We start from the raw sequence: 14975 nt of genomic DNA on the forward strand, positions 1-14975 counted from the left end.
TTACAGCGAGATGTTGACCACGGTGTCCGAAACATAGCGGTAGTTCGGAACCGGAAGATTGCGGGGGGCCGGGCCTTTGCGGATGCGGCCGGACGTATCGTAGTGCGAACCGTGGCACGGGCAGTACCAGCCGCCGAAGTCGCCGGTGTTGCCCTGTGCCGGACCGACCGGGACGCAGCCGAGGTGCGTACAGGAACCTGACGTGATCAGGATAGCCCGGTTCAGTTCGCCGTTCGGCTTCGGGTTCAGGCGCTCGTCATCGGTCTGCGGGTCACGCAGCGATGCGACGTTCACCGATTCGGCCGCAGCGATCTCAGCCGGGGTCCGGTGACGGACAAAGAAAGGCTTGCCCCCGATGAGCACGCGAATTTCGCTGCCCAGCGGGATCTTGGAGATATCGACGTCCAGGGCCGATGCGGCCTTGGTATCTGCTGCCGGGTTCCACTGGTCGACAGCGACCCAGGCGAACATGGCAGCACCGCCGAAAGCTGCCGCTCCCGTCGCGATGTGAATAAAGTTGCGGCGGTCCTCGTCAACAGCACCGCCGTGCTCAAGTGATGTCTGATCGGTCACGCTTTTCCCGTCCTCAACAGGCAGAGTTCTGGCCCCTAATTACAGAACCCCGCCCTCTCGCACATTGCGGCAAGTGGGCGCGGGGCCAGCCCCCTGAGATACACTGAAAAAGGGCGTTATCCTGACTTGAGCCCTGTGACAACAGGGGGCTTGCAAGCTGTGCAGCTTACGCCACAAGACAATGCCCATGACGATAACCGACCTCGACACCCAAAAACAGCGCGCGCGAGACTGGTTCCGCGCCCTCCAGGAAGACATCTGCAGCCGCTTCGAAGCCATTGAGCAGGCCGCTGAACCGCCCTTGTACCGGGGCGATGCGGGCAAATTCGAGCTGACGGAGTGGAAACGCGGCGACGGCAGCGAGGACCTGGGCGGCGGGCGTATGGGCCTGATGCGCGGCAAGGTGTTCGAGAAGGTCGGTGTCCATTTTTCAGAGGTTTATGGCACTTTCTCGGAAGGCTTCGCTGCACAAATCCCCGGCGCTGACCAGTCTGACGGGCGATTCTGGGCCTCGGGAATTTCGCTCATCGCTCACCCGCGTAACCCGCATGTGCCCGCTGCTCACATGAACACGCGCATGCTTGTAACCAGCCAGAGCTGGTTCGGCGGCGGCGGAGACCTCAATCCCCTGCTCGCCTATCAGCGCGATCAGGCCTTCGAGGATTCTGTGGAATTCCACGCCGCCATGAAAGCAGCGTGCGATACGCACCCCGGCGCGGACTATGCGCAGATGAAGGAAACCTGCGACACTTACTTCCACCTCCCTCACCGGGACGAGCCGCGCGGCACCGGCGGTATTTTCTACGACCGTTTCAATACGGGCGACTGGGAAACGGATTTCGCGTTCACGCAGGAAGTCGGAAAGCAATTCGCCGGCATCTATCCCAAACTCGTACGCAAGCGGTTCCAGAAGGCATGGAGCGAAGCCGAACGCGAAGAACAGCTGATCCAGCGCGGCCGCTATGTGGAGTTTAACTTGCTCTACGACCGCGGCACGACGTTCGGACTGAAGACCGGTGGCAATGTCACCAGCATCCTGTCCTCCATGCCGCCCGTGGTGAAATGGCCCTGACCGGCCCGCAATTCCGGCAGAAGCGCCCGGTCTCCAGTCAGAAAGCTCATCCTCGCGGCACAAGATTCCCGCGCTTGGGGTAGACGGCAGACGGTTGGGCAGTTTCCGGATATATTAACAATCCTGATGGTGGACGACAGCCGGGCCCCTCCCTGGGGTGCCAGTCTGGTGCTGGTGCTGGCGACGGCTTTGGCCGGCGCTATGGGCGGAATTGTCACCCGTTCCGGCAAGGAACCCTGGTATTCGGGACTCGAGAAATCTTCTCTCACACCACCGGACTGGATGTTCGGAATTGTCTGGCCCGCTCTCTTCTCACTGATGACGCTCAGCGCCTTGCTGGTCTTGTGGCGCGCCGGGAGTTCCAGTGCCGCCAGCCGCGCGCTCGGCATTTATTTCGCCATGCTGATGGTGAATGTGGGCTGGAGCCTGTTCTTTTTCGGCCTCAAGCAGATCCCGCTGGCGCTTGGCGTGCTGACCGCGCTCTGGCTGCTGATCCTCGCCATGATGGGAGAGTTTGCCCGCATCTCGAAGCCCGCCGCCTGGCTTCAATTGCCCTACCTGGCCTGGGTCACCTTCGCAGGATATCTGAACCTCTATATCTGGTCAGCTAATCCGCCCGGATGAGCCGGGCGAGCAAGGCATCTCGTGTCAGCGTGAAGCCGGAAGCGATCCAGGCCTCCTCCGCCGTTGCCAACGCCTTGCCGATTGCCGGACCGGCCAGACCGGCTGCCAGCGCGTCCGCCCCGCCGACGGGCAGTTCAGGTCTCGACCACCGCGCAGCAGCGGCCAATACGAGCTTCAGGCTGTCACCTGTCCCGCTGGCAGCCTCTATAAGGGCCCGGTCACAAACGACCTCCGGCCCGTACCGGTAAAAGGCTTCAGCCAGCTCTGCCGGACTCAGCGTTTCAATATGTCCCAGCGCCGGGTCCGCCCAATCTGCCAGCCTGTCCTGCTCGGCATTCGACAGACGCAGGATCTGGCTGACTTCGCGAACTTCGCGCAGGCGGCGCGGCAGCATGCTCATCAGTCGCTGCATCGGATCAGGCGTCATATTTGCTGATCGTTCAGCAGACACGAGGGCTGGCAATGCGCCTGCCGTCGCCTCCGGCAATACCGCCTTGAGCACGCCGCTCTCTTCCATGGCCAGCATCGCATCAGATGGGTCCGGCGCTTCCAGAAGGCGTTTCAGTTCTTTCCAGATCCGCTCCCGGGCAATCTTTGCGAGGCCGTCTTTCTGCCGCGTGCAGGCAGCGAGCCCGTCTTCATCCACCTCGGCGCCATACCAGGCGTTGAACCGGAAGAAGCGAAGGATGCGCAGATAGTCTTCCTTCAGGCGCTGATCACCATCGCCGATAAAGATCACGCGGCCGGCAAAAGCATCTTCGATGCTGCCGGGTACGACCTCGTGCAGGGTTCCATCCGGACCGGCATAGATGGCGTTCAGGCGGAAATCCCGGCGCTCGGCATCCTCCGCCCAGTCTTCCGTGAAAGCAACTACGGCACGCCGGCCATCGGTTTCGACATCCCTGCGCAAACTGGTGATCTCGAACGGTTTGCCGCCAACGATCGCGGTGACGGTGCCGTGCTCGATCCCCGTCGGCAGGGCCCGGATGCCCGCAGCCTGCATGGCCTTCATGACGTCATCGGGCAGGATCTGGGTGGCGATGTCGATGTCATCTGCCGGAATGCCGCGCAGCGTGTTACGCACACAGCCCCCGACAAATCGTGAGCCGCCGGGGCGCGCCGCTTCGAGCGCCGCCATCACGGCGCGTGTCCCCGGCGCGTTCAGCCAGTCAGCTTGTATCCGGTCAGTCTGAGCCATCTTCGGTGATGTCCGTCCCGTCGGTGGGCAGCTCGATCGACCCGCCCGGATCTTCGCTGCCTGCCCGGCCGGCATCCTTGAGATCATGCGCGCAGGGATAAAACTCTCCCGGCACAAGCTTGCCATCCACATAACGGGTCGGTTTCTGGCACATTTCCGGTTCGCGCTTCTCCAGGAATGTCATCGCGAAAAAGGCCACGACCGCCAGGCCCAGACCGATCAGGAACAGCATGTTGATCGGCCATTTCCGGCGGCCTTCATTCTCGGCCGTCGTTGTGGCCAGCAGATAAAGCCCGAACACCAGAAACGGGATCGAGAAGAAAAAGAGTTCGAAGAGTATCCGTCCGGCCAATGTCCCGGTTCCTCGCTTGTGATGTTCCTCAGGATAGGCAGATGCCGAAACCAGCGAAACCCTAAACAGACAAAGCCTTACGCTTCGTAGAGCGTTTCATAGAGGCGCTGGATAATTCCTGCTGTCACGCCCCAAATGCGATAGCCATTATGGGGCATCTCGTAATAACGCCGCGGCTTGCCTTTGTAGATCGCCTCCCCCATCCGGTGATTGCGGGCATCCATCAGGAAATCGAGCGGGGTTTCGAACACGTCGGCCACTTCGGTCGGGTCCGGCACAGGTTCGAAGTCCGCCGGCAGCAAGCCCACAACCGGCGTGATGCGGTAGCGCGTACCGGTCACATACGGCGCCGCCTTGCCGAGGATCTGCACATCGTCCGGCACAACGCCGACTTCCTCTTCCGATTCGCGCAAGGCGGCGGCCACCTCGTCGAGGTCAATCGGGTCCACCTTGCCGCCCGGAAACGCCACCTGCCCGGCATGATCGGCCATCGTGGTGGGCCGCACGGTCAACAATGCCGTCGCGCCGGACACGCGTGGAATAACCCCGACAAGCACCGCCGCAGGACGGATGATCGCCACCTCTTCCGGCGACAGGAAATCCATATCGCCCGTCTCCCCCAGCCGGCCATCGCCCACCGGCGGATCGAGCCGCGATTCGACACGCGCGATGAAGTCTTCGAGGCCTCGCCAGGACATGCCCTTTATCCTCAGGCCGCAGAGCCGATGGGAAAGAATGTTCCCTGGCTCCAGACACCCAGAATGTCCGGATTGTCCGGCGAAGGCTCGGCCATCTCGACGAGATCGTAAAAGGCAGCGCGGGTCAGTTTCGCCTCCAACCGCCCCCGCACCAGCACATAAGGCGACGGCTCACCGGTCTCCGGATCGGTCTCAACGCGGATCGGTGCGTCCGGTCCGGCCAGCGTAATGTCATCCAGATTGGTCAGAAAGGCGAGCGTCTGATCCCGGCCTGGTTCGCCCACACGGTCCACCCGGACGCCCAGGAATGGGGCATCCTCGACTGTGACGATCACTTTCTCGTAGGGCGTGACCAGCCAGGTCTTCCCGTCCTCATCCTTGCGCAGGATACGGGAAAACAGCTTCACCAGCCGCTCAAGGTTAATGCGCGATCCATCATGCCACCAGGCGCCATCAGCCCGAATCTCCATGCCGATGTCGGCGCTGTGTTCCGGGTTCCAGAGATGCACAGGCGGCAGCTTTCCATCCAGCTTGCCCTCGGGCAGGATGGATTTCAGCGTTTCTTCAAGGCTGATTGTGGTTGCTGAACTGGATGTCACACCTTCCTCCGCCTTGAAGAGGCCTTACAAATAGGTCTGATTGCAGATGACGCAAACCCGGAGACGCTTTTAGAATATGGCTGATACTGATGTGACTGCCGAGGCGATTGTCGCCGATGCCGAGGCCGCCGCCGAAACCCTGCAGCAGGTGAAAGCCGAAATCGCCAAGGCCGTGTTCGGCCAGGAGCGTGTGGTCGAGCTCTCATTGGCCGCTGTTCTGGCAGGTGGCCATGCCTTGCTGATCGGCGCACCAGGCCTCGCGAAGACACGTCTTGTGGAGGCCATGGGCACCGCGCTCGGCCTGACCAATCAGCGCATCCAGTTCACGCCGGACCTGATGCCGTCGGATATCCTCGGCTCGGAAGTTCTGGACGAGAGCGCCAGCGGCCAGCGGAGCTTCCGCTTCCTGCGCGGCCCGATCTTCACCCAGCTGCTCATGGCGGACGAGATCAACCGCGCCTCCCCGCGCACCCAGTCTGCTCTCCTGCAGGCCATGCAGGAACGCCATGTGACTGTGGCAGGTGTCCGGCATGACTTGCCCGCTCCTTTCCATGTGCTGGCGACCCAGAACCCGATCGAACAGGAAGGCACCTATCCGCTGCCCGAAGCCCAGCTCGACCGCTTCCTTCTGAAGGTCGACGTCAACTATCCGGATCTCGATACCGAACGCCGCATCCTGATCGAGACGACCGGCGGCGCTGACCAGACCGTACGCCCGGCCCTGGATGCCGAGCGGCTGATGGCACTGCAGGCGCTGGTGCGGAAAATGCCTGTTGGTGAGAAGATTGTCTCCGCCATTCTCTCGCTCGTCCGCGAAGCGCGGCCGGAACAGACTTCCGACCCGCATGTCAAACGCCTCGTCGACTGGGGACCGTCGCCGCGCGCCGGCCAGGCGCTGATGCTGGCCGCCCGGTCCCGTGCGCTCCTGCGCGGCCGGTTCGCGCCAAGCCTCGAAGATGTCGAAGCCCTCGCCGAACCCTGCCTCGGCCACCGCATGGCTATGCGCTACGACCCGACCGGCGAAGCGCCCGGCCTTTCCGAACTGATCAACGATCTCGCGCGGAAGGTGGCGTAGCGCAGCCCGATGACTCCAGCTGCCGACCTTCGTGCCGAAGCCGAAGCCCTTGCCCGCCAGCTGCCCGGCCTGAACTTCAAGGCCGAGGCGAGCGAGGCGGCGCATATCGGCTCGGCCGGACGGCGTCGGCCCGGCACGGGCGAACATTTCTGGCAGTACCGGCGCTATGCACAGGAAGATGCCGCCGACCGGGTGGACTGGCGCCGCTCGGCCAAGGGCAATGAACTCTTCGTACGCGAGACGGAACTCGAAACCGCCCGCACGGTCCTTTTCTGGTGCGACGACAATCCCGGCTTCCGATGGAAGGCCGAGGGTGAGCTCCGCACCAAGGCCGAGGAAGCGACCGTACTCATGCTGTCGCTCGCCATCATGCTGTCCAAGGATGGCGAACGGGTCGGCGCACTTGGCGGCGGACGCGGCGCAAGTTTCGGCAAGCGCGCGGTCGACCGGCTCTCAGAAGAACTTTCCCGCGGCACCGGCGGAACCTTCCCTGCCCCACCGCGCAGTTCGGCGACGCTTATCATCGCCTCAGACTTTTACGATCCAATCCCGGAATGGCGCGCGCGGCTTGCACCCCTGGCCGGCAAATGCCCGGAAGGCATCCTGCTCGCCGTCTCTTCCCCGATCGAAGTCGACTTCCCGTTCGAAGGCCGCGTAAAGCTGCACCGGCCGGGATCTGCGCTCTCCCGCATCTTCGGCCGGGCGGAAACCATCCGCGAGGAATACCACCAACGCTTTGCGGCCCAGCGTGATGCGCTCAGTGAGCTGACCAATAGAATGGGTTGGCGCTTCGTTTCCCATGTTTCGAGCCAGCCTCTGCTGCAAAGCGCTGCCCGCCTGAAGGCCCAGCTTGAAAGCTTCGGGGCGAAGCTATGACAGCATTCGGCCCCTTCCTGTTCGGCGCACCCTGGGCACTGGCCGCCTTGATCGCCCTGCCGGTGATCTGGTGGATCCTGCGCGCCACCCCGCCTGCACCAAAGGACATTGAGCTACCGTCCCTGCGCATCCTCGAAGGCATGGAGCCGAAGGAAGAAACCCCGGCCCGCACGCCGTGGTGGGTCTGGCTGATCCGGACCCTGGCCGTCACCGCCGCGATCCTCGGTCTCTCTCAGCCCGTCTACGCGCCAGGTGCCAAGACGGAATCTGTTGAAGGATCAGGCCCACTCCTGATCGTGATCGACAATGGCTGGCCATCTGCCCCACGCTGGAGTGAGCTCGTTAATGCCGCCACAGCGACGCTCGACACGGGCAGCCGCGACATGCCAGTCCACCTGCTGCTGACCGCGCCGCAGCAACTGAACAACGACCCTGCAGAACGGCTGAGCACCACCGATGCCGCAAAGCGCATATCGTCCTTGAGACCGCAAGCCTGGAGCACGGACCGCGCAGACGCCATCGCCCGGCTGGAAGAATCCGGACTGAAACCGGGCCGCATCTTCTGGGCCAGCGATGGTCTGGAAAACGCCGGAGGCCGGGCCTTCGCGGCAGATCTATCTGCTCGTGCCCCGCTCACCGTGTTTGCTGCTCCCCCGCATGCGCCCGCGGCCATCACCCGGCTGAACTCAGAAACAGACTCCGTTTCGGTCACGCTCCGCCGGGTCGACTCCCGCGGGGAAGAACGCGCCTTTGTCTCTGCCCTGACGCTAGACGGCTCCGCGCTCGCAACTTCCGAGGCGACATTTGTCGATGGAGCCAATGAAGCCAGCGCCGATTTCACCATCCCCGCCGCAGCCCTTGCGCGCATTGCCCGCTTCACTGTGACCGGCCGGCAAGGGGCCGGCACTGTTTGGCTTTGGGACTCTTCTGACCGCTCCCGCCGTGTGGGCCTCGTCGATGCAGGTGCGGTTGCGCAGCCTCTGCTTTCGGACATGCACTATGTGCGCAAGGCGCTGGAACCGTTCGCCTCCATCACCGAAGGCACCGTCGAAACACTGGTGGCTGAATCGCCAGATGCGATCATCCTCACAGATGTCGGGCAGATCCTGCCGGAAGACGAAAAGCGGCTGGCGGACTGGGTGGAAAACGGCGGCGCGCTGATCCGCTTTGCCGGGCCACGTCTTGCTGCGCAGGGGGATGACCTGCTGCCCGTGCCGCTGCGCCGTGCGTCGCGCGCGCTTGGCGGCGCCCTCGCCTGGGATGAACCGCAGGCCCTTGCCCCATTTTCCGACACCTCTCCGTTCGACGGACTGGACGTGCCGCCGGACGTACGGGTCACGCAGCAGGTCCTCGCCCGTCCGGGACCGGAGCTTTCGAACCATACCTGGGCCCGCCTTGCAGATGGTTCGCCGCTGGTCACGGCCGATGGGCGCGGTGCCGGAACAATTATCCTGTTCCACATCACAGCCGGGCCAGACTGGGCCAACCTTGCCTACTCCGACCTCTTCCCGCAAATGCTGCGCCGCTGCATAGCCGCCGGCCGGGGCGAGTCTGTGAATGACGAGGAAGGCGCCTACACACCCAAGCTGATTCTGGACGGGTACGGACGGCTGGAATCGCCCGGCCCGGCGGCTGCACCGCTCAAGGCAGCGGACTTTGATACGCTTGAGCCATCCGAGGCGCATCCGCCCGGGCTTTACCAGGGGCCCGCAGGCACGCGCGCACTCAATGCCGCGCGAAACGCAAAGCCGGACCTTATCGCGTCCTGGCCGCCTGCTGCCCGCCTGCTGGGGGATGCCGAGGCACGATCGTTGCGTCTTGCCGGACCGTTGTTGGCCTTTGCTGCACTACTTCTCGCGCTGGACCTGTTTATCGCCCTGCTCGTTGCCGGCCACCTACCACGCCTGAGCCGAAAAACAGGTATGGCGGCGGTTGTGCTGGCGGCAGGCCTGTCCCTTGTTTCGGCGCCCGACGCCAGCGCGCAGGAATATCAATACCGGCTGATGCCGGACGGCACATATCGCCGCGTTGCAACCGGTCCCACCATTATTCCTCTACCAAAAGGCAATGCGCCACAGTCGGACGTCGACGCGGCCCTGCGGATGCGGTTCGGTTATGTAAAGACGCCCGACATCGCCCTCAATGAACGGGCCCGGTCCGGTCTGTTCGGCTTGTCGACGACACTGTTCAGCCGCACCTCCGTCGAACCGGACATGCCGGACGAACTGGATCTCGAATCCAGCCCGCTGGAGCTCTATCCGCTCATTTACTTCGCCGTGCCTCAGGGCGCCGCGCCATTGTCGGAGAAGGCCATTGCGCGGCTGAACGCTTATCTACGTTCCGGCGGTGCCCTGGTGATTGATACGCGGGACGGTGACACCCCCGGCTCCACTGAAATCACGCGGCTTGAAAACCTGCTCGAAGGACTGGATGCACCGCCGCTCCAACCAGTGCCGAGCAACCACGTCCTGACCCGGTCTTTCTATCTGCTGTCGGACTTTCCGGGTCGCTACGCTGATCGCCAGCTCTGGATTGAACAAGCTGGATCAGCGTCCGCCCCGCGCGGCGATGGAGTCTCCGGTCTGTTCATCGGGGATGCCGACTGGATTTCCGCCTGGGCAATCGATGAACGGGGACGTGATCTTTATTCCGTTGATGGCGGCGAGGACCAACGCGAAATGGCCCGGCGCTTTGGCGTCAATCTCGTCATGTATATTCTGACGGGCAGCTACAAGGACGATCAGGTCCACCTGCCTGCCCTGCTGGAGCGTCTGGGTGAAAGCGATGGCGGCACCGATAGTTTCGGTCCACGCTCTCGCCCGCCGGGCAACAACCGGGATAATGACGAGCCGCAATTCCTGCCGAATGGAATGCCGCAATGATCGAAGCTGTCCGCATCGGGTTCGATCCCTTTCTTGGTTGGCCAGTCCTCTGGGCCGTATCCGGCATCGCTGTGCTGGCATGGCTGGCCTATATTTTCCTGCGGGGCCGAGCCTGGCTGACACGCGGGCTGGGCCTGACGCTGCTCGCTGCGGCGCTTTCCAATCCAAGCCTTGTGCATGAAGAACGCGAACCCCTGCCCTCCGTGGCAGCCGTAGTGCTTGATCGTTCCGAAAGTATGGATATCGGCGACCGGGCAGCCGCCGCCCGCAAGGCCTATGACGAGGTGCAGGCGAAACTTGCCGAAGACCCAAGCCTCGAAGTCCGCGTTCTGGAGAGTGATCCGAACGATGATGGCACGCATCTTTACAGCGCGCTGGAAGGCCTGATGGCCGATGTGCCGCGTGACCGGATCGCAGGCGCCATCCTGATTACCGATGGTCAGCTGCATGACGTTCCAGGCAAACCGGATGCGGAAGGCGTGATCGGCCCGGTCCACAGCCTGATTGTGGGTGACCCCGACCGGGGCGACCGCCGGGTCGAACTGGTCGAAGCGCCAAGCTTCGGCATCGTCGGCGAGACGGCAGACCTGATCGTGCGGGTGGATGATCCTGACGGCGGCGAGATTGATCTCGATGTATCGGTCAATGGCGGTATTCCGGAACGCGTGCGCGTGAAAGCCGGAGAAGCGACCCCGCTTCCGATCAATATCGAACGGCGCGGCGAGAACATCGTCGTGGTTGAAGCGCCGCCCGGCCGGCAGGAACTGACCATGGCGAACAACCGAACGGCCGCGAGCCTGGCCGGTGTACGCGATCGTCTCCGTGTTCTGCTCGTCACCGGCAAGCCGAACCAGGCGGGCCGCACCTGGCGGGACCTGCTGAAGTCTGACCCTTCCGTCGACCTTGTCCACTTCACGATCCTGCGGCCGCCCTACAAGAGCGACAACGCCACCGAAGACGAACTGGCCTTGATCGCCTTCCCCACCGAGGAATTGTTCGAAGCAAAGCTCACGGAATTCGATCTCATCATCTTCGACCAGTATGAGCGCCGGGGCGTGATCACGCAGACCTATCTCGCGAATATGGCGCGCTATGTGACCGAGGGCGGCGCTTTGCTGATCGCAGCCGGTGAGGATTTTGCCGGCCCGGCGAGTCTCGCCCGCTCTCCCCTCGCCTCTGTGCTCCCAGCCGCGCCTACCGGTGTGGTCCGGACAGGTGAATTCGTTCCCGCCCTCACGGAAGCCGGAAAACGCCACGCCGTGACCGCGCCTTTGGAAGGACGCAGATGGGGCGGCTGGATGCGTTATATCGAGTCGACCGCCGAAACAGGTGATACGGTGCTTGCTGCGCCCGACGGGAAGCCGCTCCTGGTATTGGACCGTGTCGGCAAAGGCCGGGTCGGCATGCTGATGTCCGACCAGATCTGGCTGTGGGCCAGAGGCTATGATGGCGGGGGACCGTTCGCAGAGATGATCCGCAGGGTCGTTCACTGGTTGATGAAAGAACCGGAACTTGAGGAACGCCGTCTCAAGCTCACTGCCGAAGGCGATACCGCCAGAGTTGAACTTCGCAGCCTGATGGACACAGCCCCGCCGCTGCAGATCGAAACACCGGAAGGCGAAACGATAGAACCGGCCTGGACTGAAACCGGCCCCGGTATTTTCACCGCCGAGGCACCCATCGACCAGCTGGGCCTTTACCGCGCCCGGGCCGGCGGACTCGAAACCGTCGCCCTGAACGGACCGGCAAACCCTAAGGAATATGCCGACCTTCAGTCCACGATCAAAGTGTTGCAGCCATTGGCGCGTGCAACGGGTGGCGGTGTGTTCCGCTTGAACGCCGACGGATCCGGCCTGCCGGATATCCGCCGCTCTGGCGCACGAGGCATTTCTGCGGGCGGCAACTGGCTGGGCCTGCGCGAACGCGGCGCTTATGCCGTCCGCTCCTCTTCCAGCCAGGCCCTGTTGCCCGGCATTGCCGCCGCCGCCCTGCTGGTTCTCTTCCTGCTGCTCGCCTGGCGCCGCGAGGGCCGATAGAATTCACCCGGCCTGCTTACGCAGCTTCCGGATTGACCGCCATGCGGGCAGCTGCCGGTGCGGCGCCTTCCAGCTTCGGTTTCGGCATCAGGAATAAGGCAAAGAAGACGATTACAAACCAGATCGCAACGACGTGGAAACAGTCTCGGAAGGCCAGCACCTGGGCCTCGGCAGAGACCTGCCGTCCGATCACGCCAAATGCGTTCTGGAATGCCGGCAGCACGGCCATGCCGTTGCGTTCCAGTTCCTGCGCATAAATTGCATGCTGGTAGAGCATTTCGGCGTTTGCTTCATTCATACCCACAGAAAGGTGATCGCCGTGAAAGATCAGACGGCGCTGTAGCAAGATCGCCAACAGGTTCACCCCGAATGCGCCGCCGACCTGCATCAGGAAGGAGACGCCACCGGTTGCCGAGGCGAGCAGATGCGGCGGAGAGGCGCGCACCGCGGTCGTGTTCGCCGGCGGCATGCAGAAACTGATTCCGACGCGCGACAGGAAGATCCAGCCGACCAGAACCCAATAAGGTGTGAGTGCAGTAACCCCCGCCAGCAGGTAAGCTGCCGCAGCGAAACTGAGAATGCCGAATGCCAGCAGGAAGCGGGCATCCACCCGGTCTGTCAGGCGTCCGGCGATGGGAAAGCCGACCACCATGGCGAGGCCGGCCGGAATCATCATCACACCCGCCGCGGTTGGCGAATAATGCTGCACCATCTGGACGAAGAGCGGGATCAGGTAGGTGGACGCATAAATGGCGATACCAGTCGCCGAAATGATCAATCCCGCGGACCAGAATTGCCGGTACATGAAGATCGCCGGATTCAGCGCCGGGAACGGATGCCGACGTTCCCACAAGACGAAACTGATGCCGCCAATCACACCGACGGTGAATTTCAGATAGGTGATGTCGGAATCCCAGCCATCGCGGTTCGCTCCTGCAAAGGCCGACAGCAGGCTGACGATGGAAATGGTGAGGAGACCCAGCCCCTGCCAGTCGAGCGGCGGACGGGTACGGACATTGGGGTCCTCCCCCGTCGGCATCAGGAAAGGGGCGACGCTAAGCGCGACGAATGCAAGCGGCAAAGTGGCGACGAACACCAGACGCCAGCTTGCAAGGTCCACAGCAATCCCACCCAGTGCCGGGCCAAAGGCAGGTGCCAGGACGACACCAATGGAAAAAATGCCCATCGCCGTGCCGCGCTGATTGTCCGGGAAGGTCTGGAAGATCAGGAACATCGACATGGGCTGCAGGAGCCCGGCGGAAATACCCTGCAGAGCGCGCGACAGGATCAGCATTTCCAGCGTCGTCGATACCGCCCCCATCAGAGAGCCGACAATGAACAGGCACATGCCCACGACATAGGTCGCCCGCGGACCATAGGTGTGCATCGCCCAGGCATTTGCCAGCATGGCGATGGTGGACGAGGCGAGAAAGGCCGTCGACATCCATTGCGCCTGGTCCTGACCGAGACCAAAGGCGCCGATGATCGCAGGCAGCGCAACATTTACTGTTGTCGCCGCCAGCATCGTGGCGAGCGATCCGGTCAGCATCGCGCCGAGCAGGATCCAGCGATAATTCGGGCCGAATTGTTCAAAGCGCCGCCTGACGGCGGACCCGGCCATGGCCGGAATGTCATGTGCCGGAACCTTGCCGGGTGAGGCCGCTGCCGTACTCACGCCGGATCTTCGGCGGCCTGCTTGCGGATCCGGACCGTCACCATGGTTCCCGGCCGCAGGCGCAGGCCCGGATCGTCCAGATCGATTCGGACCGTGATGCGTTGGGTGATCTTCGTGAACACGCCATTGGCGTTGGGATTCGGCATCATGGCGGATTCAGCCAGCGTGGCATTGTGAATCCGGGTCACATGGCCTGTGATCTTTGCGCCCGGATGACTGTCCGCTTTCACACGCACTTCTGCGCCAGTGTCAACTTTCCGGATGTCGGTTTCCTTGATATTCGCCGACACCCAGACCGCATCCGGATCATGCATCAGCGCGACACGGAAACCGCGCAGGGAATGCTCTCCGGTATCGTAGAAAAGCTCGTCGATCACCCCGTCGATGGGCGCGCGGATCGTATGCTGTTCCACGACAACGCGCTGGGCATCCACGCGCGCTTCGGCCTGCTGCAACGAGGCGCGCAGGACGCCGAGGTCCAGCTCGATCAGGCGGACTTCCTCTCCCTGTATGGAGGCGGTCCTCTGTTCGGCGCGGGCACTGTCCCGGTCCGCCTCGGCCCGCAGCAGGCCCTGGCGGGCCGTGTCCAGCGCGTTGCGTGCCTGATCCAGCGCGCTCTGTGGAACAAGCCCCCGATCGAACAGGCCTTGGGTGCGGTCGAAATCCAGCTGGGCCGTTTCAAGATCTGAACGCGCCGCTTCGACGGAAGCCGACGCCGACTGTGTGCCGGCGCGACGGGCAGCGACCTCACTGCCCGCCTTGGACGAAGCCAGCCCGATCCGAGCCTCTTCCCGGGCGATTTCAGCCCTGAGGCGGTTTGCCTGGGCTTCGTATTCGGCCAGCGTATAGGCCGCTTCCCGGTCATCGATTGTATAGATGACGTCGCCCGCCTTCACGATGTCGCCCGCCGACACGCGCTGTGAGGTGATTTTGCCTGAAATATCCGTCGAAACGGCGATCATGTCCGCCGCGATCCGTGCGTCGGAAGTCGACACATAAGCGGCCCGGTCCGCCAGAAAGCGGAAAAGTCCCAACAAAACCAGCAGAACAAGGCCCGCGATCAGCCCCAAACGCACACGCGGATTGCGTAGATGTGCGGTCAGCGGCGCGCGAGACGGCTGGATGGTTTCGATTTCCGGCGTAACTTGTGTGTTTCCGTCCATGCCTCTTGCCGTGGCCTTGCGACCCGGTCCGTTTCTCTCCCTTGCGGCCATTCCGGACAGTTTTGAGTACCGTCTCTGTATTCCGCATTACACTTATGAACGTGACATTCCGCTAAGGCAATCAAGCCCCCTTCTTGCGTCGCCCCGGCTGG

The 14975-nt window shown here is 63.0% G+C and carries 13 protein-coding genes; 6 read left to right on the forward strand and 7 right to left on the reverse strand.

The features are described 5' to 3' along the window. Complete coding sequence (petA, locus tag HY26_RS01740) at positions 1 to 573, reverse strand: ubiquinol-cytochrome c reductase iron-sulfur subunit (RefSeq protein ID WP_034769535.1); 573 nt, start codon at positions 571 to 573, stop codon at positions 1 to 3. Positions 574 to 760: 187 nt separating this feature from the next. Between petA and hemF the strand changes: the two genes are divergently transcribed. Both hemF and HY26_RS01750 read left to right on the forward strand, forming a co-directional pair. Further along, positions 761 to 1645, forward strand: a complete 885-nt coding sequence (hemF, locus tag HY26_RS01745; RefSeq protein WP_034769537.1) for an oxygen-dependent coproporphyrinogen oxidase — start codon at positions 761 to 763, stop codon at positions 1643 to 1645. A gap of 126 nt (positions 1646 to 1771) precedes the next feature. Continuing rightward, a complete protein-coding gene (locus HY26_RS01750) occupies positions 1772 to 2269 on the forward strand; it encodes a TspO/MBR family protein (RefSeq protein WP_034769540.1) in 498 nt (165 codons plus the stop codon). Here the strand turns inward: HY26_RS01750 and HY26_RS01755 are convergent. The 4 genes from HY26_RS01755 to HY26_RS01770 all read right to left on the reverse strand — a co-directional run bounded on the left by HY26_RS01755 (position 2253) and on the right by HY26_RS01770 (position 5116). Then, entirely contained in the window at positions 2253 to 3467 is a 1215-nt protein-coding gene (locus HY26_RS01755; protein ID WP_034769542.1) for a CCA tRNA nucleotidyltransferase, read from the reverse strand. The genes HY26_RS01750 and HY26_RS01755 overlap by 17 nt on opposite strands. Beyond that, positions 3454 to 3819 (reverse strand): DUF6111 family protein, encoded by a 366-nt coding sequence (locus HY26_RS01760; RefSeq protein WP_065383101.1) that lies wholly within the window; start codon positions 3817 to 3819, stop codon positions 3454 to 3456. Before HY26_RS01760 ends, HY26_RS01755 begins: the two co-directional genes overlap by 14 nt. A 77-nt stretch (positions 3820 to 3896) precedes the next feature. Next, the gene (locus HY26_RS01765) at positions 3897 to 4517 is read right to left on the reverse strand and encodes a CoA pyrophosphatase (protein ID WP_051600323.1); all 621 of its coding nucleotides are present in this window, start codon (positions 4515 to 4517) and stop codon (positions 3897 to 3899) included. A gap of 11 nt (positions 4518 to 4528) precedes the next feature. Continuing rightward, complete coding sequence (locus HY26_RS01770) at positions 4529 to 5116, reverse strand: DUF1285 domain-containing protein (RefSeq protein WP_083180715.1); 588 nt, start codon at positions 5114 to 5116, stop codon at positions 4529 to 4531. Between the two features lie 76 nt (positions 5117 to 5192). Between HY26_RS01770 and HY26_RS01775 the strand changes: the two genes are divergently transcribed. From HY26_RS01775 to HY26_RS01790, 4 genes are read left to right on the forward strand one after another with little or no spacing between them, the layout of a single operon-like run. Continuing rightward, the gene (locus HY26_RS01775) at positions 5193 to 6191 is read left to right on the forward strand and encodes a MoxR family ATPase (protein ID WP_065383102.1); all 999 of its coding nucleotides are present in this window, start codon (positions 5193 to 5195) and stop codon (positions 6189 to 6191) included. 9 nt (positions 6192 to 6200) lie between these two features. Beyond that, positions 6201 to 7067, forward strand: a complete 867-nt coding sequence (locus tag HY26_RS01780; protein ID WP_034769549.1) for a DUF58 domain-containing protein — start codon at positions 6201 to 6203, stop codon at positions 7065 to 7067. After that, the gene (locus HY26_RS01785; RefSeq protein WP_081813233.1) at positions 7064 to 9949 is read left to right on the forward strand and encodes a DUF4159 domain-containing protein; all 2886 of its coding nucleotides are present in this window, start codon (positions 7064 to 7066) and stop codon (positions 9947 to 9949) included. Before HY26_RS01780 ends, HY26_RS01785 begins: the two co-directional genes overlap by 4 nt. Next, positions 9946 to 11985, forward strand: a complete 2040-nt coding sequence (locus tag HY26_RS01790) for a hypothetical protein (RefSeq protein WP_034769552.1) — start codon at positions 9946 to 9948, stop codon at positions 11983 to 11985. Before HY26_RS01785 ends, HY26_RS01790 begins: the two co-directional genes overlap by 4 nt. 16 nt (positions 11986 to 12001) lie before the next feature. On the opposite strand, the gene HY26_RS01795 is transcribed toward HY26_RS01790, so the two are convergent. Beyond that, complete coding sequence (locus tag HY26_RS01795) at positions 12002 to 13660, reverse strand: DHA2 family efflux MFS transporter permease subunit (protein ID WP_233348871.1); 1659 nt, start codon at positions 13658 to 13660, stop codon at positions 12002 to 12004. Further along, positions 13657 to 14823, reverse strand: coding sequence for an HlyD family secretion protein (locus HY26_RS01800; protein WP_034769554.1), 1167 nt, complete (start codon positions 14821 to 14823; stop codon positions 13657 to 13659). Before HY26_RS01800 ends, HY26_RS01795 begins: the two co-directional genes overlap by 4 nt. Positions 14824 to 14975: the final 152 nt, after the last annotated feature.

The organism is Hyphomonas sp. GM-8P (assembly GCF_003263315.1).
Lineage (GTDB): Bacteria > Pseudomonadota > Alphaproteobacteria > Caulobacterales > Hyphomonadaceae > Hyphomonas.